The sequence below is a fragment of the Nocardia africana NBRC 100379 genome (genome assembly GCF_001612635.1).
GTDB lineage: Bacteria > Actinomycetota > Actinomycetes > Mycobacteriales > Mycobacteriaceae > Nocardia > Nocardia africana.
Genome location: NZ_BDAV01000002.1, coordinates 310,595 through 333,737, shown reverse-complemented (window position 1 = coordinate 333,737; position 23,143 = coordinate 310,595). Strand labels below are relative to the sequence as shown.

Here is a 23,143-nt window from a genome sequence, read left to right as displayed (position 1 = left end):
GCCGATCGAGTCCGGATGCCCTTTCCGTCCTGCCCTGTGTGGGCGTCCTCGATCGGGGCGCCTTCGAGCCCGCCCGGTTCCGCCGGCGGGCTCGTCGGCGTTGCAGAATACGCGTTCCGGCGAAACCCGCTGCCGCTTCGGCGGAATTAGTAAACTGTGTAAATCAAGTCTTGTCAGGCGTAAGAACACGTTCTATTTTGGTCCTGTGAGCTACAACATAGCGGACCTTGTCGAACACACCATCGACCTCGTGCCGGACCGTGTCGCGCTGGCCGACGACGTCCGCTCGGTGACCTATGCCGAGCTGGAGGATCGGGCCAACCGATTGGCGCATTACCTGCAAGAACAGGGTGTGCAACCGGGTGACAAGGTCGGCATCTACTCGCGCAACACGATCGAGGCCGTGGAGGCCATGGTCGCGATCTTCAAGGCGCGGGCAGTAATGATCAACGTGAACTTCCGGTACGTCGAGAACGAGTTGCAATACATTTTCGACAATTCCGATATGGTCGCGCTGATTCACGAACGTCGTTACAGCGACAAGGTATCGGCCGTGCGGCCGAACACGCCGAAGTTGAAGACGGTCATCGCCGTGAACGACGGTACCGAAGCCGAGGTGCCGCTGCCCGCGGATTCGGTGGAATACGAAGCGGCACTGGCGGCTTCGCACGGTGAGCGCGACTTCGGCGACCGCTCCAACGACGACATCTTCATGATCTACACCGGCGGCACCACCGGCATGCCCAAGGGCGTCATGTGGCGGCACGAGGACTGGTGGCGGGTGCTCGGCGGTGGCATCAACTTCGTCACCGGCGAAGCGATCGAGGACGAGTGGCAGCAGGCCAAGGCCGGCGCCGCCGGTGGGCAGATGGTGCGCTATCCGATCCCGCCGATGATCCACGGCGGTTCGCAGTCGGCGACCTTCCACGGCCTGTTCGACGGTGGCAAGACGATCATGCTGCCGGAGTTCGGCGCCCACACCGTGTGGCAGGCGATCGACCGCCACGGCGTGAACCTCATCTTCATCACCGGTGACGCCATGGCGCGGCCGATGCTGGACGCGCTCAAGGAAGGCAATCCGGAAACCGGTGAGCCGTACAAGCACGCGAATCTGTGGGCGATGGCCAGCAGTGCCGCGCTGTTCTCCCCGGCGCTCAAGGACGAGTTCATCGAGCTGCTGCCGAATACCGTCATCACCGATTCCATCGGCTCCTCGGAGACCGGTTTCGGCGGGCTGTCGGTGGCGGCCAAGGGCGCGACTCACACCGGCGGTCCTCGGGTCAAGATCGACGCCTCCACCGCCGTCATCGACGAGCAGGGCAACCCCGTCGCGCCCGGCTCCGGTCAGGTGGGCGTGCTGGCCCGGACCGGCAACATCCCGCTCGGCTACTACAACGACCCGGTGAAGACCGCCGCGACGTTCAAGGAGTTCAACGGCGTTCGCTACTCGATCCCCGGCGACTTCGCCCGGGTCGAGGAGGACGGCACCGTGACGATGCTGGGCCGCGGGTCGGTCAGCATCAACAGCGGCGGCGAGAAGATCTACCCGGAAGAGGTCGAGGGCGCGCTCAAGTGCCATCCGGAGATCTTCGACGCGCTGGTGATCGGTGTGCCGGACGAGCGGTGGGGACAGCGGGTGGCCGCGGTCGTGCAGTGTCGAGGCGGCAACCGTCCGACGCTCGAGGAGCTGCGTCCGGTGCTGACCAAGGAGATCTCCTCCTACAAGCTGCCGCGCAGCCTGTGGTTCGTGGACGAGATCAAGCGGTCTCCGGCCGGTAAACCCGACTACCGCTGGGCCAACGAACACGCTCGATCGCGGCCGGCCGACGAGGATTCGCAGGCATCGTCGAAATAGTCACGACGAAATAGCCACCCCGAAATAGATAGCTCGCCGAAGTAAATAACCGGCAATCGATATCGCCGCGCCCCGGCATGGCAGTGGGGGCGCGGCGATTTCGTGGCGCCGGAGGCTGGTGACTTTCGTCCGCCGCGTATCCGTCGAGTGCCATTGCATGGCCGCGGCCTGCTGAGCACGGCGTTCGTGTCCATGCCCCCACTTCCGGGGTGTTTTCTGTCGGTGGCCTGTGCCACAGTGATCCGCATGAGCGAACAAGCTTCCGCCGGCACCGTCGACGACGTGCTGCAGCAATTCGAGAGTTACCGGCGGGAGCTGTGTGCTTACGCCTATCGGATGTTGGGTTCCTCGTTCGAGGCAGAGGACGCGGTTCAGGAGACTTTCACTCGGGCCTGGAAGGCCTACGACTCGTTCGAGGGGCGGTCCAGTCTGCGGTCGTGGCTGTACAAGATCACCACGAACATCTGCCTGGACATGCTCGACGGCCCGCAGCGCCGGGCCCGGCCGATGGACCTGTCCGGGCCGTCGAGTCCGGACAGTCCGCTACCGCCGCCGCAGCCGGATTACGTCTGGGTCGAGCCGATTCCGAACGCACTGGCCTTCGGCGCCGACCCGGCCGAGCATGCCAGCACCAAGGATTCGCTGCGGCTGGCGTTCGTGGCGGCCTGTCAGCATCTGCCGGCCACCCAGCGGGCGATCCTGATCATGCGGGAGGTGCTTCGGTTCTCGGCCAACGAGACGGCCGAGATGTTGATGATGTCGCCGGCCTCGGTGAACAGCGCGCTGCAGCGGGCCCGCGCGACGATGTCGAAGGTGCAGCCCTCGGAGTCGGGCGGCTACGACGAATCCGACGACAGTCAGCGCAAACTCGTCGACGGTTTCGTCCGCGCCTTCGAGGCCTACGACATGGACGCGCTCACCTCGTTGCTCAAAGAGGATGTGGCGCTGTCGATGCCGCCCATCGAGCTGTGGGTTTCCGGCCCGGAGAACGTCGCTCGGTTCATGGTGTCGCCGGGGCCCTCGGCCTGCCGTGGTTCGCGGCTGGTTCCGCTGGAAGGCGCCAACGGCCTTCCGGCCTTCGGTCAGTACAAACCCACCGACGAACCCGGGGTCTTCTCGCCCTGGTCGATCACGGTGCTGGAATTCGACGGTCCCGCGATCAGCGGACTGAACTTCTTCCTCGACACCGACCGGTTGTTCCCGCTGTTCGGATTGCCGCCGGAGTTGCGCGACTGATCCGTCGTGGATCGTGACGGGCCCGCCGGTCGAAAGACCGGCGGGCCCGTCTTTTTCGTGGCCGCGGACGTTCTTCCGGCTATACCCTGTGGGGGTATGACGCGAATCACAGACTCGTTCCATGTCGTCGATATACCCCATAGGGGTATACAGAACGGGTCGGAAATTCAACGGGCGCAGCGGATGCGCCCGCAACCGAGGAGTGAGGATTTCGATGTCCACTCGGGTATCCGCGCCGCCGACGCGGCGCTGGTTCGCATTGGCCCTGATCGCGCTGGCTCAGTTCATGGTCATCATGGACACCTCGATCATCGGGGTCGCCCTGCCGAAAATGCAGGAGTCTCTGGGCTTTTCGCAGGAGGGCCTGTCCTGGGTCTTCAACGCCTACGTCATCGTCTTCGGCGGATTGCTGCTGCTCGGCGGACGACTGTCCGATATCTGGGGTGCGCGCCGCATCTTCCAGGCGGGCTGGGTCGTGCTCGGCGCCGGCTCGCTGGTCGCAGGGCTCGCCGGCTCGCCCGCGCTGGAGCTGATCGGACGAGGGGTCCAGGGCGCGGGCGCCGCACTGATCGCTCCCTCGGCGCTGACCCTGCTGATGATGGTGTTCGGGTCGAATCCCAAGGAGTTGACCACCGCATTCGCGTTCTACGGCGCCGCCGCCCCGGCGGGCGGTACCGCGGGCGTATTCCTCGGCGGCCTCATCACCGAGTACGCCTCGTGGCCGTGGGTCTTCTACATCAACATTCCGATCGCCGCGCTGGCCGTCGTCGCGGCCGCGGTACTCGTTCCCGGCGGGGCCTCGGCGGCCGGCGGTTCGGTCGATGTGCTCGGTGCCCTCACCGCGACGCTCGGCTTGGGTGCGGCCGTCTTCGCGGTCGTCCGCGCTCCCGAGGCCGGGTGGGGGTCCGGATCGACCTGGGCCGTCCTGGCGCTCGCGGTCGTCCTGCTGGCGGCGTTCCTGATCCTGCAGGCTCGTCGCCGGGAACCGCTGATGCCGCTGTCGATCTTCCGTGCGCCGAATCTCGGTGCGGCCAACCTGGCTCAGGTGCTGCTCGGTGCGGCCTGGGTGCCGATGTGGTTCTTTCTGAACCTGTATCTGCAGCAGGTTCTCGGTTATTCGGCGTTCCCGTCGGGTGCGGCCCTGCTGCCGATGACCGCCCTGATCATGGTCGGCATGATCGCGGTATCACCGAAGTTGTTCGCGCGCTTCGGCGCTCGCGCCATGGTCGTCACCGGACTGCTGCTCCTGGGCGCCGGGCTGGTCTGGCTGACCCTCATCCGGGCCGACGGCAGCTTCTGGATCGACGTGCTGCCCGGATCGCTGCTGGCCGCATTCGGTATGTCGCTGGCATTCGTGCCGTCGCTGCAGACCGCCATTTCCGCGGCGCGGCCGGAGCAGGGCGGGCTGGCGTCCGGGCTGGTGAACACCGGCTATCAGATCGGCTCGGCGCTGGGGCTGGCGGTGGTCACCGCGATCGCCTCGGCCGCCGGAGCCGATCGCCTCGATGACGCCGATGCGCTCACCGACGGGTTCTCGGCGGCATTCGGTGCCGCGGCGGGGATCGCGGTGCTGGCGGCGGCGCTCGCCTGGGCGACATTCCGGTCGCCGGCGCGGCGGGAACGCGTGCCGGCCGGTGTGTGACCGCCGCCCACGCGTGGCCCTCGACCCTGGTCGGGGGCCACACCCGTGTCAGTCGATGGCCTTGGCGGTCAGCCAGATGGTGATGACGACTCCGGCGGCCACCGCCATGCCGATGTGGCCGGGGGAGCGCGCGTAGTCGTAGCTCGAGAGCGCCGCGAGGGCCGCCATGACGAACATCAGCGAACGTTTCACTCTGTCCCCCCACCTCTCGGGAGTCAAGCATACGAGAGGCGGAAGTGGTTGCGCCACAGGAGAATCCCGCATATTCGCGGTCCCCCTATTGCGAGGTGTTCGCCGGTAGCCGAGGCGCACGTGTGGCGCGCGGATAGCTCGGTGGCCCAGCCTATCCGAGTCGGTCGCCGCGGCGGGTCGTGCGCCAGCGGAGCGAAAGCCGCTGGGGCGGAGCGTGTTCGGGTGGGGCGGGCGCAATGATCAGGTGGTCAATCGGTGACGGTGTGGCAGGCCTCGATGAGTGCGCGCAACTCCGCCCGCGGCGGATCGGGCCGCACCGCGAGATAGCTCGGCATCCGCGGCTCCGGGTTGCGCAGCGGACGCCAGACCACGCCCGGGAACGACACGTGCGCCGCCTGGGCCGCGTAGTACACCGTCCAACTCGGCGCGCCGAAGCCGATGGCGGCCAGCGTGTCCTGTTCGGTGGTGAACTCCGGTCCGAAGGCCGGTTCGAAGCCGGCCAGCCGGCACGAGTCGGTGACCAGGTCGTACAGGGCGGGATTGCGCGTGCGGCCGGCCAGCCGCAGCGGCAGTTCCGCGAGGCGCGCGAGATCGATCTCGCGCAACACGGCGAGGTCGTGGCGGGCGGGGAGCGCGGCCACGAGCGGGTCCGACCACAGCGGTAGTAGTTCGAGGCCGGGTTCGTCGCGCGCGCCGCGCACGATCGCCGCATCCAGTTGACCCGAGCGCACCCACTTCATCCGATCCGCGGTATCGGCGTTGACCAATTCGAGGTGGGCGTGCGCGGCGCGGTGGGTGAAGGCGACGAGAATGCCTTCCAGGCGCGTACCCAGACCGGTGCTGGTGCCCAGCCGGACCGTGCCGGTGCGTTCGACGCGCAGATCGTCGATGGCGGCCCGGGCCTGCGCCACCGCGGCGAGGACCTGTTCGGCGTGCGGAAGCAGGCGCCGCCCGCCCTCGGTGAGGCGCACGGTCCGGGTGGTCCGCTCGAACAGTGCGACGCCCAATTCCCGCTCCAGCCGGGTGATCTGCTGGCTCACGGCCGACTGCACGATATGCAGCCGCTCGGCCGCGCGTCCGAAGTGCAGTTCCTCGGCCACGGTCAGGAAGTACTGCAGTTGGCGGAGCTCCACGGCGCGAGATTAATCAGTTTCGGTGAACAGTGCCAGCGCGGTTCGACCATTTTTCGGCGCGGCCGATCGCGGTTTCCTGGTCGCAGCACATCGGAAACCGCACCGGGGAGTGATGACCATGCCGTATCTCACCGTCGACGACGTCCAGCTGTACTACGAGGATCAGGGAACCGGGCAGCCGCTGGTGTTCCTGCACGGCTGGGGTACCAGCGGGCGGGTCTGGGGCGCTCAGCAGGCCGCGCTGGCCACCGAGTTCCGGGTAATCACCGTCGATTGGCGCGGCTGCGGGCGATCGGACCGGCCGGTCGCCGGCAACGACCTGGCCGGTGTGATCGCCGATCTCGTCGAGCTCATCCGGCAGCTCGGGTTGTATCGCCCCATCGTCGTCGGATCCTCGGTCGGCGCGACCTTCGCGACCGAACTGGCGCTGGCCCATCCGGATCTGCTGGGCGGTGTGGTCGCGGTCGACGGTCCGGCCTACTGGCCCGCGCAGGGTATGCCGCTGGCCGAGATCATCGGCGAAATGCGGGACCACCGGGCCGAATTCGTCGCCCGGTGGGTGCCGAACTGGTACGCCCCGGGAACCTCGCCGGCGCTGGTGGACTGGACCGTGCGACAGATTCTCGATTCGGGTGTGTACATCGACGAACTGTTCCACCTCTTCGCGACCTACGATCCCCGCCCGCGGCTGCCGCGGCTGCGCACGCCGATCCACTACCTGCACGGCGAACTGGACGCCGAAATTCCGGTGGCGGTGGCGCGGACGTGCGCGGCCCTCACGCCGGGCGCGCGCGTCGGCGTGATCGCCGGCGCGGGCCATATGCCGCACCAGGAGCGAGCGGCCGAGTTCACGGCCGCCCTGCGCGCGGCGGTCGCCGGCTTCACTCGGCGGGCCGCCGCCTGATCACCGATACCACTGCGAGACGAGGATATTCGATGACATTCGCAACCGCCCGAATCGGTGCAGGCACCGCCGAGGTCGCCTACGACGTGACCGGTACTGGTCCGGCCGTCGTGCTGGTGCACGGCACGGCGGCGGCACGCGACCAGTGGGCGCCACTCACCGCCGACATCGCCGACCGCTATACCGTTGTGGCACTGGACTATTCCGGTTCCGGCGACACCGTCGACCACGGCGGCCCGCTCACCGTCGCCGATCTGGCCGCCGAGGTGCGCGCCGTCGCCGACCACGCCGGACTGAACCGATTCCATTTGGTGGGGCATTCCCTGGGTGCGGTGGTGGCCGCGCACGTCGCGGCGACCGCACCCGACCGGGTTCGCTCCCTGCTGATGCATGCGGGCTGGGTGCGCACCGACGCTCGGATGGATGCCGAATTCCGCTACTGGATCGAGCTGCTGCGCGCCGATGCCGCCTTCGGCACCAGCCTGTTCGCGCACATGCTGCCGCTGATGGCATTCGGTCCGCGCTACTGGGAACGGACGAGCGCGGAGGAGAACGCGACCCTGGTCGAACAGCTGGCGAAGGTGATCGCGCGCGGCGCCGCACGGCAGACCGAGGTGGATCGCACCGTGGATCTCACCGATCTGCTCGGCCGCATCACCGCGCCGACGCTGATCCTCGCCAGTGCGCACGATCGGGTCGTTCCGGCGGCGCAACAGCAGCAGCTGCTGGCGGCGATACCCGATGCCCGCTACGCCGAGATCGACGCCGGCCACGGCGCTCCGGGCGAGGATCCGGCCGGTTTCCACGCCAAGATCGTGAATTTCCTGGACGCGCAGACGGCCTGAAGGACCCGGGTGAGCGGCCGGTCGCTCGCTCACCCGGAGCGGGTCAGTTGCCGCCCGGATAATCCATCCAGAAGCCCTCCCAGTGGTGACCGTCGGGATCGACGAAGGCGCGGCTGAACATGCCCACCGCCTCCTCCTGGGCGCGTTTGTCCTCGCTGACCTCCTCGGTGGCCCCCGCGCCCACCGCGGCCGCGATCAGCGACTCGACCTCCGCTCGACTGCCCAGCGACAGCGCGTAGATCGAGCCGGTGGCCGCCCGGGTGTCGGCGATCGGGCGGTTGGTGAAGGTGTCGAAGTACTGCCGGACCAGCAGCATCAGGCAGATGTTGTCGTCGACCACCACGCAGGCGGCGTTCTCGTCGGTGAAGTCCGGATTCACCTTCCAGCCCAGCGCCTCGTAGAACGATGTGGACCGCTCCAGATCCTCGACGGGGAGATTGATGAAGATCATCTTGCTGGCCATGGTCGTTCCTCTCGCGGCATCCATACGTGTCGTCAGTACAGACGCCGCGGGCGTGGCAAACTCATCGGGCACCTCGACGTACCCCCTCTGAGCTGCATCGATGGCGCTCCGATCGGGAAAATCGCTCGCGGTCGGATGTCCCGCGCGATACCGTCCGGCCATGACGAGTGCCGTCTATCTCATCACCGGCATCCAAGCGGCCGGAAAATCGACGGTCGCGCAGGCCCTCGCCGAACGACTGCCCAGTTCCGCGCACGTTCGGGGGGACGTGTTCCGCCGCTTCGTCGTGGGCGGCCGCGCCGAGATGTCGGGCGAGCCCAGCGAAGAAGCCATGCGGCAGTTGCGGTTACGCCATCGTCTGACGGCCGCGACGGCCGACGAGTACGCCGCCGCGGGGTTCACGGCGGTGGTTCAGGACGTCGTCCTGGGCGACCTGCTGCCGTGGATGATCGAGCAGATTCACACCGATCCGCTGTACGTGGTCGTGCTGACTCCGCGTCCGGCCGCGGTAGCCCGGCGTGAAGCGGGTAGGGACAAGAAGGCCTACGGCGTCTTCACCGTGGAACAGCTCGACACCGTCTTGCACGCGGAAACGCCGCGCATCGGATTATGGCTGGACACAACGGATCTCACGGTCGAGGAAACCGTCGAAGAAATTCTCGCCCGGGCCGAACCGGTGGAGCGGCGGATCGGCCCGGGCGAGCGCCTGCGTTAATGGGCCTCGGCCAGGAGGGTGCCCAGAGCACGCAGGTGATCGGTGGCGCCGCCGAGCGCGAATTCGTTGTGTTTGGCGGCGGTGAAGTAGCACTGCACGATGTGGTCGCGGTCGATGCCGACGCCACCGTGCACATGCACGACGGTGTGGGCGATGCGGTGACCGGCCTCGGCGGCCCAGAACTTGGCGGTGTGGATCTCCGCGTCCGCCGGCAGCCCCTCGTCGACCCGCCACGCGGCCTGGGTGACCGCCAGCCGCAGTCCTTGCAGATCGATGTAGCCGTCGGCCAGCCGCTGCGCGACGGCCTGGAAGCTGCCGATCTTGCGATTGAACTGCTCACGCTCGCGGCCGTATTCGGCGACGAGTTCGATCGCGCGCTCCAGGGTTCCCAGCTGCTGTGCGGCCAGGCCGAGCCAGCCATGGTTCAGCAGCCACGCGAGAATCTCCGCGCCGTCGTCCACGGTGCCGATCAATTCGGCCGGGGTGGAATCGAATTCGACCTCGGCCTGCGGGCTGCGGTCGACCACCTGCTGCGGCGTGACGCGCGCGTCCGCCGGGTCGACCAGGAAGACCGCGGCCTTGCCGGAGACCGTGGCGGGCACCAGGATTCGCGCGGCCTGCGCGGCGAAGGGAACAACCGTCTTGGCGCCGACGAGTTTCCAGCCGCCGTCCTCGGTCGCGGTCGTGGTGGGCTTCGCCGGCTCCCAGTTGCGTTCCTCCGACAGCGCCACGGTCAGAATCGTCTCGCCCGCACCGGCTTTCGCCGCGAGCTCGCGCTGCGCCCGGTCACCCCAGCGGGCCAGTGCACCGGCGCCGAGTACGACCGACCACAGATAGGGAACGGGGGCGGCGGATTTGCCGATCTCCCGCAGAATCGCGGTCTGTTCCAGCGCCCCCAGGCCGCTGCCGCCCACCGATTCCGGCAGCGCGGCCGCGAGCACTCCGGTCTCGGCCAGCGACCGCCAGAGCTGCTCGTCGAAGCGGACCTCGGCCTTGTCCAGTTCCCGCAGCCGGTCGGCGGTGACCAGTTTGGCGCAGACCTCGCCGGTCAGCCGCGCGAGATCCTGCTGCCCCTCGGTAAGTGTGAAATCCATCGTTGTTCCTAGTTCTTCGGCGTTTCCGACGTTTCCGACCGGTCCGCGGCTCAGCGGGCGGCAGCGGGCTGTTTCAGGGCGGTCATCGCGATGATGTCGCGCTGCACCTCGTTGGTGCCGCCGCCGAAGGTCAGGATCAGGCAGGCGCGATGCATCCGCTCGAGCCGTCCGCGCAGCTGCGCGCCGGGGGAGTCCTGTCGCAGATAGGCCTGCGGGCCGAGGATCTCCATCAGCAGTCGGTAGGCCTCGGTGGCCAATTCGGTGCCGAGCACCTTGCAGGTGGAGGCATCCCACGGCCGGGGCGCGGCATCCCCGCCCGCATCGGCGCCCGAGGCGATCTCCCAGTTCAGCAGTTTCAGGAATTCCACCTTGGCGTGCACGCGGGCCAGATTCAGCCGCACCCACTCGTTGTCGATCACCCGCGCACCGCTGGAATCCTTGGTGTCGCGCGCCCATTCGGTGGTCTGCGCGACCGCCAGCGCCAGCGGAGCCGCCGAGGTCAGCGCGACCCGCTCGTGGTTGAGCTGGTTGGTGACCAGCGCCCAGCCGCCGTTCTCGGGGCCGACCATCGCCGACTGCGGCACCCGCACATCCTGGTAGTAGGTGGCACTGGTGTCGGGCCCGGCCATCGTGTGCACCGGGGTCCAGGAGAAGCCCTCGGCCGAGGTGGGCACGATGAACATGCTGATGCCCTTGTGCTTCTTCGCCGTCGGGTCGGTGCGCGCGGCCAGCCAGATGTAGTCGGCGTACTGGATGAGGCTGGTCCACATCTTCTGGCCGTTGATCACCCAGTCGTCACCGTCGCGGACCGCGGTGGTGCGCAGCGACGCCAGGTCGGTGCCGGCTCCGGGCTCGGAGTAGCCGATGGAGAAGTGCAGTTCGCCCGCGGAGATCTTGGGCAGGAAGAACTTCTTCTGCTCCTCGGTGCCGTAGTGCATGATCGTCGGCGCCACCGAGTTGATGGTCAGGAACGGCACCGGCGCACCCGCGACGGCCGCCTCGTCGGTGAAGATCAGCTGATCCATCGTCGAGCGATCCTGGCCGCCGTACTCCTTGGGCCAGCCCAGGGTGAGCCAGCCGTCGTGGCCCATCTGCTGAACGACCTCGCGGTAGACGTTGCCGTGCCCGTACTCACCGGTCTGCGACGACAGGGCCTCGCGGCGCTCCGGCGTGATCAGCTTGGCGAAATAGTCGCGGAGCTCGGCGCGCAGCTGCTCCTGTTGCTCGGTATAAGCAATCCGCATGGCGGTTACCTCGTACTCGGTGATGGTGATGGCGGATGTGACGACATCGCCCCTGTGACGATCAGCGCCGGGGCCGATCTGCCCTGACGTCGATCATTGCATATCTACTGAAACATGTTCCAGTATGGAAACCGAATCCGGCCGCTTCGGCCGCAGTGGCCCGGCCGGGCTTGTAGGCTCGGCACTACCTGGTGGTGAAGGAGTTGTCTATGAAGGTCAGTGTGGATTTCGATCAGTGCGAGGCCAACGGTATTTGCGTCGGAATCGCCCCCGACGTCTTCGAACTCGACGATGAGGACCAGTTGCACATCCTCACCGCCGACGTGCCCGAGGACCGGCTCTCCGATGTCGAGACCGCCGTCGCGCAGTGCCCCAAGGCTGCCCTGCGGTTGCAGTGAAATGGATGCTTGCCGATAACTGGAACACGTTCTAGAGTCACGGCGTGAGTGAATCGTCGAATCAGCCGGGGACGGATCTGTCCGGCAAGGTAGCGATCGTGACCGGAGCCGGCGCGGGCCTCGGGCGGGCCGAAGCGCTGGCGCTGGCCGGGGCCGGCGCCTCGGTGGTGGTCAACGATCTGGCCGAAAGCGATGCGGTGGCCGCCACCCTCGCCGATATCCGTGCGCTGGGCGCGAAAGCGGAATTCGTGGGTGGCAGTGTGGCCGAGCGCGCCACCGCCGACGCCCTGATTCGCACGGCGGACGAGACGTTCGGCGGTGTGGACATCGTCGTGAACAATGCGGGAATCGTCCGTGACCGCATGCTTTTCAATCTCTCCGACGAGGACTGGGACGCGGTCCTCGCGGTCCATCTGCGCGGCCATTTCCTGTTGTCGCGGAATGCCGCCGCCTACTGGCGCGGTAAATCGAAGGAATCCGGTGCTCCAATTTACGGGCGCCTGATCAACACATCGTCGGAAGCCGGTTTGCTGGGTCCGGAAGGGCAGCCGAATTACGCGGCCGCGAAAGCCGGAATCACCGCGCTGACACTGTCCGCCTCGCGTGGTTTGTCGCGATACGGCGTGCGCGCCAATGCCATCTGCCCGCGGGCTCGGACGGCCATGACGGAATCGGTCTTCTCCGCCGCTCCCGACGGGGATGTGGACCCTCTGTCGCCGGACCACGTCGCCCGGCTGGTCGCCTATCTGGCCTCTCCGGGCGCCGATGCGATCAACGGTCAGGTATTCGTCGTCTACGGCCCGATGGTCGCGCTGATGGCCGCGCCTCGAGTCGAGGCCCGCTTCGACGCCGCCGGCGCGGAATGGAATGCGGACGCACTCGCCGACACACTCGGCGCCTACTTCGCCGAGCGCCCCGCCGGGCGTACGTTTTCTGCGAGTTCGCTGCACGATCTCGGCTGATTATCGGGTGCGGATCATCCGACCAACTCCGGTTGATCGGCGGTCTCGCACTTGGTAGACATGGGGGTCGATGGTTGTGGGGTGCCTCACAAAGGCGTTCTATACACCGTATGAACCTGTTCTAGCTTCCGAGGTGAAGCTCGGATGAAAAGAGCAGGTCAAAAATGTCAAATTCTCTTCCGATTCGATGTGAACGTGTTCTAATCTTCGGAGCGGAAGAGGTGTGGAGGCTCGCTGGCGCAGCGTTGCGCGTACGGGTCGGCAAGGAGGAATCGCGGAATGAACGAGGTTCTTGCCGTGCCGTTGCGTGCGGTCGGCGGGTTCTTCGAACTCGTGGCCGCTGTGGCGCGGGCCTTGATACGTCCGCCATTTCAGCGACGGGAATTCGTCGACCAGTCGTGGTTCGTCGCACGGGTGTCGATCATCCCGACCATCCTGGTCGCGATCCCGTTCACGGTTCTGGTGAGCTTTACGCTGAACATTCTGCTGCGAGAGATCGGCGCGGCCGATCTCTCGGGCGCGGGCGCCGCGTTCGGCACGATCACCCAGGTCGGTCCGATCGTGACGGTGCTGATCGTCGCCGGCGCCGGCGCCACCGCGATCTGCGCGGACCTGGGCGCGCGCACGATCCGGGAAGAAATCGACGCCATGAAGGTGCTCGGTATCGACCCGATCCATCGCCTGGTGGTGCCCCGCGTCCTCGCCTCGATGTTCGTCGCGGCGCTGCTCAACGGCTTGGTCTCGACGATCGGCATCGCCGGCGGCTTCCTGTTCTCGGTCCTGCTGCAGGGCGTCAACCCCGGCGCCTTCGTCAACGGGCTCACCCTGCTCACCCATACGCCGGAGCTGGTGATCTCCGAGGTCAAGGCCGCGCTGTTCGGTCTGATCGCCGGGCTGATGGCCTGCTATCTCGGTCTCAACGTCAAGGGCGGTCCCAAGAGTGTGGGTGACGCGGTCAACCAGACGGTGGTTTTCTCCTTCATGGCTCTGTTCGTGGTGAACGTCGTGGTCACCGCCGTCGGTCTCAAGTTCACGGTGCGGTGATCCGATGGCGTTCGTAATCCAGTCCCGCTTCCCCCGTACTGTTCGACGTGTGCGGCGGGTTTCTGGTTCGATGGACGGAATCGGGCATCACGCCCAGTTCTACGCGAAGTCTCTGGCCTCGGTGCCGAAGGCGTTCTCGCACTATCGCACCGAAACCATCCGCCTGATCGCCGAAATCAGCATGGGCACAGGCGCTTTGGCGGTGATCGGCGGCACGGTGGTGATCGTCGGCTTCCTCACCCTGTTCACCGGCGGCACCATCGCGGTGCAGGGCTACAGCTCTCTGGGCAATATCGGTGTCGAGGCGCTGACCGGATTCTTCGCCGCGTTCCTCAATGTGCGCATCGCGGCACCGGTGATCTCCGGCATCGGGCTCGCGGCGACCATCGGCGCCGGCGCGACGGCCCAGCTGGGCGCCATGCGGGTGGCCGAGGAGATCGACGCCCTGGAATCCATGGCGATCCGGCCGATGCCCTTCCTGGTGGGCACCCGGGTGCTGGCGGGCATGATCGCGATCGTTCCGCTCTACGCGCTGGCGGTCATCGCGTCGTTCGTCGCGAGCCGCTTCGCCACGGTCGTCATCTACGGCCAGTCGGCCGGTGTGTACGACCACTACTTCTCCACATTCCTGATTCCCAGTGACATTCTGTGGTCGTTCGTCCAGGCGATCCTCATGGCCCTGGCGGTCATGATGATTCACACCTACTACGGCTACAACGCGACCGGTGGACCGGTCGGTGTCGGAATCGCGGTCGGTAACGCGGTGCGCGCCTCGCTGGTGGCAGTGGTGTCGGTGACGCTGCTGATGTCGCTGGCGATCTACGGCACCTCCGGCAACTTCCATCTCTCCGGGTAGGCGGTATGGCGGCAAATAAACTCGTCGAAAAGGAAGGCGCCGGAAGGTTTTTCGGCGCCGGGTGGGGTGTCAAGCTTTCGGGGGTGGCGCTGATTCTGTTTCTGGCCGCGATCGTCGCCGTCGCTCTGACGATGTTCGTGGGCGGATTCAGCACATCGAAACCGGTCTATCTCGACGCCCCGCGGGCCGGCCTGGTGATGGACAAGGATGCGAAGGTCAAGATCCGCGGTGTGCAGATCGGCCACGTCTCCGATATCGCGTATACCGGCGACCATGCTCGGCTGACCCTGGCGATCGAACCCGATCAGCTGAAGATGGTGCCGGCCAATGCGACCGTGGATATTCGGTCCACCACCGTCTTCGGCGCCAAATTTGTGAATTTCGTCGAGCCGGAGGTTCCGTCGGCCCAGCATCTGCAGGCCGGTGCCACGCTCACCGCGCAGTCGGTGACCGTCGAATTCAATACGCTCTTCCAGCATTTGACCGATGTGCTCGGCAAGATCGAGCCGGAGAAACTGAATGCGACGCTGACCGCGCTCGGCACGGCCTTGCAGGGCCGCGGCGACAAACTCGGTCAGCTGCTGGTCGACAGCGATGAGTATCTGCGCGACATCAACCCGAGTCTGCCGGATCTGCAACGCGATCTGCGGACGTCGGTGGGCGTCACCAACCTGTATGCCGACACCGCGCCGAACCTGTTGCGCACGACCGACAATGCGTCCGTGACGAGCAAGACCATCGTCGACCACAAGGACAGCCTCGACGCCGTGCTGCTGAATCTGATCGGCCTGGCCGACACCACGGGCGCGGTGCTGAAGGAGAACGAGAACGGTCTGTCGACGGCCCTCGATCTGCTGCGGCCGACCGCCGAACTGCTCAACGAATACAACCCGGCGTTGTACTGCCTCGTCGAAGGTGTCGCCGGCGCGATTCCGCGAGCCAACGAGATCTTCGGCGGCACCGGACCGTGGGTGACGTTGAACGCCAGCTTCATGCCGGGCGGCACGCCCTACACCTATCCGAAGGATCTGCCGAAGGTGAATGCGACCGGTGGCCCGCACTGCGAGGGCGTCCTCGACCGCAAACCCGGGAGCCACGCGAACTACCTGGTCACCGACACCTCGGAGGGACGGGTGTACACACCGGAACTGTCCACCCACCTGAACGGCCCCCGGGTCTTCCAGTTGCTGTTCGCGGGCCTGCCGGGGGTGGGTAACCCGTGAGGCTCAAACCGCACGCCACCAGCGTCAAACTCGGAATCTTCACGCTCGTGATGGTTCTGGTGCTGGCCCTGCTGGTCGTCATCTTCTCGCAGATGCGTTTCGCCCGGGCGAACGGCTACCACGCGGTGTTCACCAGTTCCTCGGGCATGCTGCCCGGGGCCAAGGTGCGCATCGCGGGTGTGCCTGTCGGATCGGTGAAGAGCGTCGAGGTCGGCAAGGATCATCTGGCTCATGTCGATTTCGACATCGACCGCCAGTACAAGCTCTATGTCAGCACCCATGCCGCGGTCCGCTACGAGAATCTGGTGGGTGACCGGTATCTGGAACTGATGGACGCCCCGGGCACCGCGCAGGTGCTGCACGCCGGCGGCACCATCGGCCTGGACAAGACCAAGCCGGCGCTGGACCTGGACATGCTGCTCGGTGGTTTCAAGCCGCTGCTGCGCGGCCTGGACCCGCAGCAGGTCAACTCCCTGACCGAGGCGCTGCTGCAGGTCTTCCAGGGACAGGGCGGCACCCTGGTCGCACTGCTGAACAGCTCCGGCTCGTTCGCCAAGACCCTGGCCGACCGCGATGCCCTCATCGGCAGCGTGATCGAGAACTTGAAGACGGTGCTGGCCACCATCGACGATCACAACAAGGAATTCGACACCACGCTGACCGAATTGCAGCGTCTGGTGAGTGGGCTGGCCGCGGATCGGGATCCGATCGGCGCGGCGCTGCCGCGACTGGCCGGCGCTACCGGAGACCTCACCGATCTGCTGAAGCAGGCGCGCCCGGACCTCAAGGCGACCTTCGACCAGCTGGGCCGGGTCGCCGACAATCTCGATCAGAAGTCCGACGATGTCGAGTGGGTCCTGCAGAACCTGCCCTCGACCTACAAGGAGCTGGTGCGGCTCGGTTCGTACGGCTCGTTCCTGAACATGTACGTGTGCGGAACGAATTTCCTCCTGGACGGCCCGGACGGTAAGCCGATGCATGTGAATCTGCCCGGTCTGCAGACGACCGGAAGGTGTTCGACGAAGTGAACCAGACCTCCCCGCTCATCAAACACGGCGTCGTCGGCGTCGTGCTGGCGGTCGCGATCGCGTTGTCCGCCTTGCAGTTCGGCCGGCTTCCGTTCATTCGCAGCGGCGCCGAATTCACCGCGTATTTCGCCGATGCCGGCGGTCTGGTGACCGGTGACCAGGTTCAGGTCGCCGGTGTCCGATCCGGGCAGGTCGAGGATGTCAGCCTCGACGGACCCAAGGTGAAGGTCCGGTTCAGCCTCGACGAATCCATCGTCCTGGGGAAGAAGACGACCGCCGCGATCAAGACCAACACCGTGCTCGGGCGCAAATCCCTGGAGGTCGTCCCGCAGGGCTCGGGCGCGTTGCGCCGCGATCAGCCGATTCCGTTGGACCGCACCACATCTCCGTATTCGCTCAACGACGCCCTGGGCGATCTGAGCAATACCGTGAAAGGGCTGGACACCGACCAGGTCGACAAGACCCTGGACGCCCTGTCGGACGCCTTCGCCGAGACGCCCGCGCCGCTGCGTTCCGCCCTGGACGGCATCACGCAGCTCTCGCGCAGCCTGAACGCCCGCGACAAGGCGCTGACCGAACTGCTCTCGCACGCGCAGAACGTCACCAAGGTGCTCTCGGATCGGTCGAACCAGATCAACTCCCTGCTGGTGGACGGCAACAACCTGCTCGGTGAACTGGACGCCCGGCGCACCGCCCTGAGCCAGTTGATCGTCTACGTCAACGGACTCGCGCAGCAGCTGACCGGGTTCGTCAACGACAACGAGCAGAGCCTGAAACCGACACTGGACAAGTTGAATTCGGTGCTGCAACTGCTCGAGCGGAACAAGGACAACCTGAACCAGGCCCTGGACGCCCTCGGCCCGTTCGAGGCGGCGCTCGGTGAACAGGTCGGCAGCGGCCCGTACTTCCAGGCCTACGTCTCCAACGCCTCGAGTATGACGTTGCAGCCGCTGGTGGACGCGCTGGTCTGGCCGCAGCATGTGCCCGAATCGTTCTGGAAGTACCTGACCACCCCGCCGCCCTCGATCGGGCCCGCGATCCAGGAGCCGCCGCGATGAACGCGATTCGCACGATCACGAAGGTGCCGAAGTGGGTCCGCGTCGTGGCCGCCGCCCTGGTGGTGGCGCTGGCGGGCTGGATCGTCTACGGCGCGGTGACCAATATCGGCAAGACCCACATCACCGCCTATTTCCCGTCCACCACCGGGCTGTACGCCGGTGACGACGTGCGGGTGCTGGGCGTCAAGGTGGGCCGGATCGATGCGATCGAGCCGGGCCGGGACAAGACCAAGGTGACCATGACGGTCGACCGCGGCGTCGACATCCCGGCCGATGCCAAGGCGGTCACGGTCTCGCCGAATCTGGTCTCGGCCCGCTTCGTGCAGTTGGCCCCGGTGTACACCGGCGGCCCGAAGATGCACGACGACGGCGTGATTCCGATCGAACACACCGCCGTGCCGGTGGAATGGGACGACATCAAGGCCGAGCTGACGAAGCTGTCCAAGGCCCTGGGGCCGATCGGTGAGGATCAGCAGGGCTCGTTCGGACGGTTCGTCAACACCGCGTCCGACAATCTCGCCAACGGCAATGCCCAGGCGCTGCGGGACACGCTCCACGAGTTGTCGAGCACGCTGAATACCCTGTCCGACGGACGGACCGATCTGTTCGGCACCGTCCGCAACCTGCAGCAGTTCGTCGACGTGCTCTCCAAGAGCAACGATCAGATCGTGCAGTTCGGCGGCCGGTTGGCCTCGGTGTCGTCGGTGCTGTCGGGCGTCTCCGACGACCTCGGCGCCGGATTGGACAATCTCGATTCGGCGGTGGCCGACGTCAAGCGGTTCCTCGACGAACGCGGCGGCCAGCTCACCGAGAGTGTGCAGAACCTCGCTCAGGTGACCCAGATCCTGGCCGACAAGCGTCCGCAGCTCGAGCAGGTCCTGCATTCGGGCCCGGTCGCGCTGTCGAACTTCTATCAGATCTACAAGCCCGCGCAGGGCACGCTGACCGGCGCCGTGGTGCTGCCGAACTTCCGCAATCCGTTCGCCTTCCTGTGTGGCGCCGTCGAGGCGCTCGAGGACAACGGTTCACAGCGGACCGCGGACCTGTGCAAACAACAGGTGGCACCGGTGATCAGCTCGCTGATGATGAATTACCCACCGCTGCTGGTGAATCCGGCGTCCGGGCAGCAGGCCTTCCCGAACCAGCTGACCTTCTCGCCTCCGAGCCTGGCCGACCGCGTCCAATATCCGGCGCCCGGCGAGGCCCCGGCCGAGGTGCCCAGCGGCTTGGCCGGCCTCGCGATCCCGGGAGGAGGACGATGATGCGACGCGGACGACTGCGACTCGCCGGCGCCGCCGTCGGTCTGGTGATCCTGTTGGGTGCCACCGGATGTGAGTGGGACGGCCTGAACACCCTCCCGATGCCCGGTGCGGCCGGAACGGGTGAGGGCGCCTGGCAGATCAAGATCCAGATGCCCAATGTCACCACCCTGACCCGCAATTCGCCGGTGCAGGTGGACGACGTCACGGTCGGCACGGTGAAGAACATCCAGCTCGAGGATTGGCACGCGCTGGTCACGGTGAGCCTGGAGAAGGGTGTGCACCTGCCGGCCAACGCGGTGGCCGCGATCGGGCAGACCAGCCTGCTCGGCAGTAACCACGTCGAGCTGTCGGCGCCGAAAGACGTTGCGCCGGAAGGGCAATTGAAGCCGGGCGATGTGATCCCGCTGTCGCGCGCGAGTGTCTATCCCACCACCGAGCAGACGCTGTCGTCGCTGTCGGTGGTGCTCAACGGTGGTGGTATCTCGCAGCTCGAGACCATCACCCACGAGCTGAACAAGACCTTCTCCGGGCGGTCCGATGCCATCCGCGACCTGCTGCCGCAGCTGGCGCAGCTGACCAGCACCCTGGACGCCCAGACCAAGGACATCATCGACGCGATGGGTGGGCTGGACCGCTTCGCCGGGCAGCTGAACAACCAGAAGGACCAGGTGACACGGGCAGTCACGCAGCTGCATCCGGCCCTCACCGTGCTGGCCGACCGCCGCGAGAACATCACCAAAACCATTACCGCACTGGGTGATCTCAGTGATGTGGTGAACCGGGTGATCGCCGAGAGCGGTGACAATCTGAAGGCGGATCTGGCCAATCTCCACCCGGCCCTGGAATCGCTGGCCAACACCGGAACGAAATTGGCCGACTCTCTGCAGATTCTGCTCACCTTCCCGTTCCCCATGCGCAACCTGAACAAGGCGCTCAAGGGTGACTACCTCAACCTGCTGATGACCGTCGACATCACCGGCGCGCGGCTGGATTCGAACTTCCTCACCGGCACGCCGCTGGGTGGACGCTTCGGCGGGGTCGAGGGCGCGCTCGGCACGATCGCACCCGATACCGCGATGGGCAAGGGCGACCCGGTCACCGGGCCGATGCAGCCGCCGCCGCCCGCGCCGGACACCGCCGCGCCGACGCCGAGTCTTCCCGGCCTGCCGCCGATTCCGAATCTGCCCGCCATACCCGGGCTGACGGTGCCCGCGCCGCAACAAGGGGGTGCGGGTCGATGAAACTCAGCAAATTCGTCCGGACCCAGTTGGTGATCTTCTCGATCCTGACCGTGATCGGCCTGGTCGTGATGGCGGGCGTCTACGTCCACCTGCCGGCCATGTTCGGCATCGGCCGCTACGGCGTGACCGTGCAGCTGGAGGCCACCGGCGGGCTGTATCCGACCGCGAACGTCGCCTATCGCGGCACCAACGTCGGCAAGGTCGAGGATGTGAAGCTGACCCCCGAGGGGGTCGACGCCAAACTGTCGATCGACAGTGACTTCAAGATTCCCAGTGATGTCGATGCCCATGTGAAGAGCGTGTCGGCGATCGGCGAACAGTACGTGGATCTGGTCCCGGCCGAGAATCCGCACGGCGGGAATCTGCACGACGGTTCGGTGATCCCGGTGCAGCGCACCAAACTTCCGCAGGACGTCGGCGATATGCTCGACCAGGCCGACCGGCTGCTCAGCAGTGTCGCCGATACCAAACTGCGCCAGGTCATCGACGATGCCTTCACCGCGTTCAACGGCGCGGGCCCGGATCTGCAGAAGTTCATCGACTCCGCCTCGTTGCTGGTGCAGGAGGCGAAGAAGAACACGAACGAGACCAAGGATCTACTCGACAAGATCGGCCCGCTGCTCGACACCCAGAACCAGTCCGACGGCGCGATTCGTTCGTGGACAAAGGATTTGGCGACCGTCACCGATCAGCTGCGACAGCACGACCCCTCGCTGGGGCAGTTGCTCGACCGCACCCCCTCGGCCGCGCAGAAGGTGTCGCAGACCTTCCAGGATCTGCGGCCGACGCTGCCGCTGCTGCTGTCCAATCTGACCAGCGTCGGTCAGGTCGGGGTGACCTACCACGCCGGTGTCGAACAGATCCTGGTGATCTACCCGCAACTGGTGGCGGCACTGCTGACATCCATCCGCGGGCCGACGCAATACGGCGCCATGGTCGACTTCATGCTCGGGCTCAACGACCCGCCCGGCTGCACCACCGGCTTCCTGCCGCAGGATCAGCGCCGCTCGCCGGCCCTGAAGGACACCCCGGACACGCCGCCGAATCTCTACTGCAAGGTGGCGCAGAACGCCAAGGAAGCGGTGCGCGGTATCCGCAACACGCCGTGTGCGGATGTGCCGGGCAAGCGGGCGCCGAGTCCGGAACTCTGCCACGACCCGCAGGGTTACGTGCCCGAGGGCGACAACCCGCCGTTCGGCGATCCGCACCCGGTCACCCCGTCCGGTGAACCGGCGGCCCACCCGGGTGACGCTCCGGCCGCGCAGAGCCAACCGGCGGCGGCACTGCGCACCTACGACCTGAAGAACCACACCTTCACCGGACCCGACGGCCGGACCTACCGACAGGGGGATGTGGGCCCCGACGGATCGGGCACTGTACCGTCCAGTTGGCAGGCGATGCTCGAGGAGCAACAGAAATGAGCGAATCGAATTCCACACCCACCGGTCGCGTCCGGCGCCGGGCCAGCCGGCAGGCGGGAGCGCCGACCGAGGCGATCGCGGTCGAGCGGACCGAGAGTGCGCCGGCCGCGGACGCGACCGTGAAACTCGGCACGGGATCCGCCGAAGCCGAGGCCGCCGCCGCTACTTCGAAGCCCGGCACCGCGGACGAGACGGTGAAGCTCGCAACGGCCTCGCCGGAGCGCGGGAAATCGTCCGGGAGCGGGAAGGAATCGTCCTCGGAGATCGTGTCCGACACCACCGCTGATGCCGCCGCCGAGGACGAGCCCGCGCCGCCGAAGCGCTCACTCGGCCCGCTGGGCTGGGCCGCCGCGGTGGTGGCCGTGCTGTCGTTGATCCTGCTGGTCGGCTCGGGCGGCTTCTTCGCCTACCACCAGCATCAGGTCAGCACCCAGGCCGACCAGCGCGCGGAATATGAGCAGACCGCCAAGCAGGCCATCCTCAATCTGACCAATATCAAGGACGACACCGCGAAGCAGGACATCGACCGGGTGCTCTCGGTCGCCTCGGGGCAGCTCAAGCAGGAGTACTCCGAGCGCAAGGACGCCTACGCGCAGGTCGTGCAGCAGGCCAAGGTGAAGGCCAGCGGCGAGATCATCGAAACCGCGGTCGAAAGCCAGGACGACCACACCGCGAAGGTGCTGGTCGCGGCCAAGCAGACCCTGACCAATGCCGGTGCCAAGGACCCGCAGGAGCGCTACTACCGCTTCCGGGTCACGGTCGACCGCGCCGACAACGGTGGTATCACCGCCTCGCAAGTGGAGTTCGTGGCATGAGCAAAGCTTCCGGCACACTACGTCCCATCCTGTTCGTCGGCGCGGCGGTGTTGTTCGTGGCCGCGGTCGCGATGGCCTCGGTCACCGGCTACAAGTACTGGTCCGACAAACAGATCGAGCAGGCCCGCACCGACTCGGTGCCCGCGGCCCGGCACGCGGTGGAGTCGGTGTTCACCTACGACTTCAAGACCGTCGACGCCGAGCTGCCGAAATCGGCCGACAACCTCACCCCGTCGTTCCGCAAGGACTACCTGAAGCTGATCCAGCAGGCGATCGCGCCCGGCGCCAAGGAGAAGCAGCTCACCGTGCAGGCCAGCACCACGGCGGCCGGTGTGGTGTCCGCGGAGCGCTCGCACGCGGTGGTCCTGCTGTACCTGAATCAGGTGACCACCAGCAAGGACTCCCCGCAGGGGACCGTGACCCCGAGCCGGGTCCGCGTGGCTCTGGACAAGGACGGCGGCCACTGGCTGGTCGACGCCATCACCCCGATCTGATACCGCGTTAAGCGAATC

Annotated in this window: 23 protein-coding genes; 18 read left to right on the top strand and 5 right to left on the bottom strand. The window is 66.6% G+C overall.

The annotated features are described in order from the left end of the window. The first annotated feature begins 205 nt into the window (after nt 1-205). The 3 genes from NA3_RS03015 (at nt 206) to NA3_RS03005 (ending at nt 4,733) form a co-directional block, all read left to right on the top strand. Nucleotides 206-1,855 carry an acyl-CoA synthetase gene (locus NA3_RS03015; RefSeq protein ID WP_062962004.1) on the top strand — a complete coding sequence of 550 codons (1,650 nt, stop codon included), beginning with the start codon at nt 206-208 and terminating at the stop codon, nt 1,853-1,855. Nucleotides 1,856-2,101: 246 nt separating this feature from the next. Then, nucleotides 2,102-3,091, top strand: coding sequence for a sigma-70 family RNA polymerase sigma factor (locus NA3_RS03010; RefSeq protein ID WP_062962060.1), 990 nt, complete (start codon nt 2,102-2,104; stop codon nt 3,089-3,091). A gap of 214 nt (nt 3,092-3,305) precedes the next feature. After that, nucleotides 3,306-4,733, top strand: a complete 1,428-nt coding sequence (locus NA3_RS03005; protein ID WP_062962003.1) for an MFS transporter — start codon at nt 3,306-3,308, stop codon at nt 4,731-4,733. 48 nt (nt 4,734-4,781) lie between these two features. Here NA3_RS03005 and NA3_RS36620 read toward each other — a convergent pair whose 3' ends face one another. Next, nucleotides 4,782-4,925 carry a hypothetical protein gene (locus NA3_RS36620; RefSeq protein ID WP_157126521.1) on the bottom strand — a complete coding sequence of 48 codons (144 nt, stop codon included), beginning with the start codon at nt 4,923-4,925 and terminating at the stop codon, nt 4,782-4,784. A gap of 248 nt (nt 4,926-5,173) precedes the next feature. Further along, entirely contained in the window at nt 5,174-6,058 is an 885-nt protein-coding gene (locus NA3_RS03000; protein WP_062962002.1) for a LysR family transcriptional regulator, read from the bottom strand. A 112-nt stretch (nt 6,059-6,170) separates the two neighbouring features. Between NA3_RS03000 and NA3_RS02995 the strand changes: the two genes are divergently transcribed. After that, the gene (locus tag NA3_RS02995; protein WP_218021761.1) at nt 6,171-6,962 is read left to right on the top strand and encodes an alpha/beta fold hydrolase; all 792 of its coding nucleotides are present in this window, start codon (nt 6,171-6,173) and stop codon (nt 6,960-6,962) included. A 32-nt stretch (nt 6,963-6,994) separates the two neighbouring features. After that, the gene (locus NA3_RS02990) at nt 6,995-7,807 is read left to right on the top strand and encodes an alpha/beta fold hydrolase (protein WP_062962001.1); all 813 of its coding nucleotides are present in this window, start codon (nt 6,995-6,997) and stop codon (nt 7,805-7,807) included. A 43-nt stretch (nt 7,808-7,850) separates the two neighbouring features. On the opposite strand, the gene NA3_RS02985 is transcribed toward NA3_RS02990, so the two are convergent. Continuing rightward, entirely contained in the window at nt 7,851-8,270 is a 420-nt protein-coding gene (locus NA3_RS02985; RefSeq protein ID WP_062962000.1) for a VOC family protein, read from the bottom strand. Between the two features lie 160 nt (nt 8,271-8,430). Here NA3_RS02985 and NA3_RS02980 point away from each other — a divergent pair, with 160 nt between their 5' ends. Then, nucleotides 8,431-8,985, top strand: coding sequence for an AAA family ATPase (locus NA3_RS02980; RefSeq protein WP_062962058.1), 555 nt, complete (start codon nt 8,431-8,433; stop codon nt 8,983-8,985). On the opposite strand, the gene NA3_RS02975 is transcribed toward NA3_RS02980, so the two are convergent. Beyond that, the gene (locus tag NA3_RS02975) at nt 8,982-10,079 is read right to left on the bottom strand and encodes an acyl-CoA dehydrogenase family protein (RefSeq protein ID WP_062961999.1); all 1,098 of its coding nucleotides are present in this window, start codon (nt 10,077-10,079) and stop codon (nt 8,982-8,984) included. The genes NA3_RS02980 and NA3_RS02975 overlap by 4 nt on opposite strands. Nucleotides 10,080-10,129: 50 nt before the next feature. Further along, entirely contained in the window at nt 10,130-11,323 is a 1,194-nt protein-coding gene (locus tag NA3_RS02970) for an acyl-CoA dehydrogenase family protein (RefSeq protein ID WP_062961998.1), read from the bottom strand. A 209-nt stretch (nt 11,324-11,532) separates the two neighbouring features. On the opposite strand from NA3_RS02970, the gene NA3_RS02965 reads away from it, so the two are divergent. The 12 genes from NA3_RS02965 to NA3_RS02910 all read left to right on the top strand — a co-directional run bounded on the left by NA3_RS02965 (nt 11,533) and on the right by NA3_RS02910 (nt 23,125). Continuing rightward, nucleotides 11,533-11,721 carry a ferredoxin gene (locus NA3_RS02965; RefSeq protein WP_030518642.1) on the top strand — a complete coding sequence of 63 codons (189 nt, stop codon included), beginning with the start codon at nt 11,533-11,535 and terminating at the stop codon, nt 11,719-11,721. Nucleotides 11,722-11,765: 44 nt separating this feature from the next. Beyond that, a complete protein-coding gene (locus NA3_RS02960) occupies nt 11,766-12,683 on the top strand; it encodes a 3-oxoacyl-ACP reductase (RefSeq protein WP_062961997.1) in 918 nt (305 codons plus the stop codon). A gap of 279 nt (nt 12,684-12,962) precedes the next feature. Beyond that, a complete protein-coding gene (locus tag NA3_RS02955) occupies nt 12,963-13,727 on the top strand; it encodes an MlaE family ABC transporter permease (RefSeq protein WP_062961996.1) in 765 nt (254 codons plus the stop codon). A gap of 4 nt (nt 13,728-13,731) precedes the next feature. Continuing rightward, a complete protein-coding gene (locus tag NA3_RS02950; protein WP_062961995.1) occupies nt 13,732-14,583 on the top strand; it encodes an ABC transporter permease in 852 nt (283 codons plus the stop codon). 5 nt (nt 14,584-14,588) lie between these two features. Further along, nucleotides 14,589-15,806 carry an MCE family protein gene (locus NA3_RS02945; RefSeq protein WP_062961994.1) on the top strand — a complete coding sequence of 406 codons (1,218 nt, stop codon included), beginning with the start codon at nt 14,589-14,591 and terminating at the stop codon, nt 15,804-15,806. Then, entirely contained in the window at nt 15,803-16,834 is a 1,032-nt protein-coding gene (locus NA3_RS02940; RefSeq protein ID WP_084490928.1) for an MCE family protein, read from the top strand. Before NA3_RS02945 ends, NA3_RS02940 begins: the two co-directional genes overlap by 4 nt. Continuing rightward, a complete protein-coding gene (locus NA3_RS02935; RefSeq protein WP_062962057.1) occupies nt 16,831-17,892 on the top strand; it encodes an MCE family protein in 1,062 nt (353 codons plus the stop codon). The genes NA3_RS02940 and NA3_RS02935 overlap by 4 nt, the downstream gene beginning before the upstream one ends. Beyond that, nucleotides 17,889-19,154 carry an MCE family protein gene (locus tag NA3_RS02930; protein WP_062961993.1) on the top strand — a complete coding sequence of 422 codons (1,266 nt, stop codon included), beginning with the start codon at nt 17,889-17,891 and terminating at the stop codon, nt 19,152-19,154. Before NA3_RS02935 ends, NA3_RS02930 begins: the two co-directional genes overlap by 4 nt. Further along, on the top strand, nt 19,151-20,395 hold the full coding sequence (locus NA3_RS02925; RefSeq protein WP_062961992.1) for an MCE family protein: 1,245 nt from the start codon (nt 19,151-19,153) through the stop codon (nt 20,393-20,395). Before NA3_RS02930 ends, NA3_RS02925 begins: the two co-directional genes overlap by 4 nt. Next, the gene (locus NA3_RS02920) at nt 20,392-21,816 is read left to right on the top strand and encodes an MCE family protein (protein WP_062961991.1); all 1,425 of its coding nucleotides are present in this window, start codon (nt 20,392-20,394) and stop codon (nt 21,814-21,816) included. The genes NA3_RS02925 and NA3_RS02920 overlap by 4 nt, the downstream gene beginning before the upstream one ends. Further along, entirely contained in the window at nt 21,813-22,631 is an 819-nt protein-coding gene (locus NA3_RS02915) for an Rv1363c family protein (protein WP_062961990.1), read from the top strand. The genes NA3_RS02920 and NA3_RS02915 overlap by 4 nt, the downstream gene beginning before the upstream one ends. Continuing rightward, nucleotides 22,628-23,125, top strand: coding sequence for an Rv1363c family protein (locus NA3_RS02910; RefSeq protein ID WP_062961989.1), 498 nt, complete (start codon nt 22,628-22,630; stop codon nt 23,123-23,125). Before NA3_RS02915 ends, NA3_RS02910 begins: the two co-directional genes overlap by 4 nt. The last annotated feature ends 18 nt before the right edge of the window (nt 23,126-23,143 follow it).

Excerpts from the sequence above, each read along its gene's own strand:
- NA3_RS03010 (WP_062962060.1), top strand. The coding sequence starts at position 2,102 with ATGAGCGAACAAGCTTCCGCCGGCACCGTCGACGACGTGCTGCAGCAA.
- NA3_RS03005 (WP_062962003.1), top strand. The coding sequence starts at position 3,306 with ATGTCCACTCGGGTATCCGCGCCGCCGACGCGGCGCTGGTTCGCATTG.
- NA3_RS02995 (WP_218021761.1), top strand. The coding sequence starts at position 6,171 with ATGACCATGCCGTATCTCACCGTCGACGACGTCCAGCTGTACTACGAG.
- NA3_RS02990 (WP_062962001.1), top strand. The coding sequence starts at position 6,995 with ATGACATTCGCAACCGCCCGAATCGGTGCAGGCACCGCCGAGGTCGCC.
- NA3_RS02985 (WP_062962000.1), bottom strand. The coding sequence starts at position 8,270 with ATGGCCAGCAAGATGATCTTCATCAATCTCCCCGTCGAGGATCTGGAG.
- NA3_RS02980 (WP_062962058.1), top strand. The coding sequence starts at position 8,431 with ATGACGAGTGCCGTCTATCTCATCACCGGCATCCAAGCGGCCGGAAAA.
- NA3_RS02975 (WP_062961999.1), bottom strand. The coding sequence starts at position 10,079 with ATGGATTTCACACTTACCGAGGGGCAGCAGGATCTCGCGCGGCTGACC.
- NA3_RS02970 (WP_062961998.1), bottom strand. The coding sequence starts at position 11,323 with ATGCGGATTGCTTATACCGAGCAACAGGAGCAGCTGCGCGCCGAGCTC.
- NA3_RS02965 (WP_030518642.1), top strand. The coding sequence starts at position 11,533 with ATGAAGGTCAGTGTGGATTTCGATCAGTGCGAGGCCAACGGTATTTGC.
- NA3_RS02955 (WP_062961996.1), top strand. The coding sequence starts at position 12,963 with ATGAACGAGGTTCTTGCCGTGCCGTTGCGTGCGGTCGGCGGGTTCTTC.
- NA3_RS02950 (WP_062961995.1), top strand. The coding sequence starts at position 13,732 with ATGGCGTTCGTAATCCAGTCCCGCTTCCCCCGTACTGTTCGACGTGTG.
- NA3_RS02945 (WP_062961994.1), top strand. The coding sequence starts at position 14,589 with ATGGCGGCAAATAAACTCGTCGAAAAGGAAGGCGCCGGAAGGTTTTTC.
- NA3_RS02930 (WP_062961993.1), top strand. The coding sequence starts at position 17,889 with ATGAACGCGATTCGCACGATCACGAAGGTGCCGAAGTGGGTCCGCGTC.
- NA3_RS02925 (WP_062961992.1), top strand. The coding sequence starts at position 19,151 with ATGATGCGACGCGGACGACTGCGACTCGCCGGCGCCGCCGTCGGTCTG.
- NA3_RS02920 (WP_062961991.1), top strand. The coding sequence starts at position 20,392 with ATGAAACTCAGCAAATTCGTCCGGACCCAGTTGGTGATCTTCTCGATC.
- NA3_RS02915 (WP_062961990.1), top strand. The coding sequence starts at position 21,813 with ATGAGCGAATCGAATTCCACACCCACCGGTCGCGTCCGGCGCCGGGCC.
- NA3_RS02910 (WP_062961989.1), top strand. The coding sequence starts at position 22,628 with ATGAGCAAAGCTTCCGGCACACTACGTCCCATCCTGTTCGTCGGCGCG.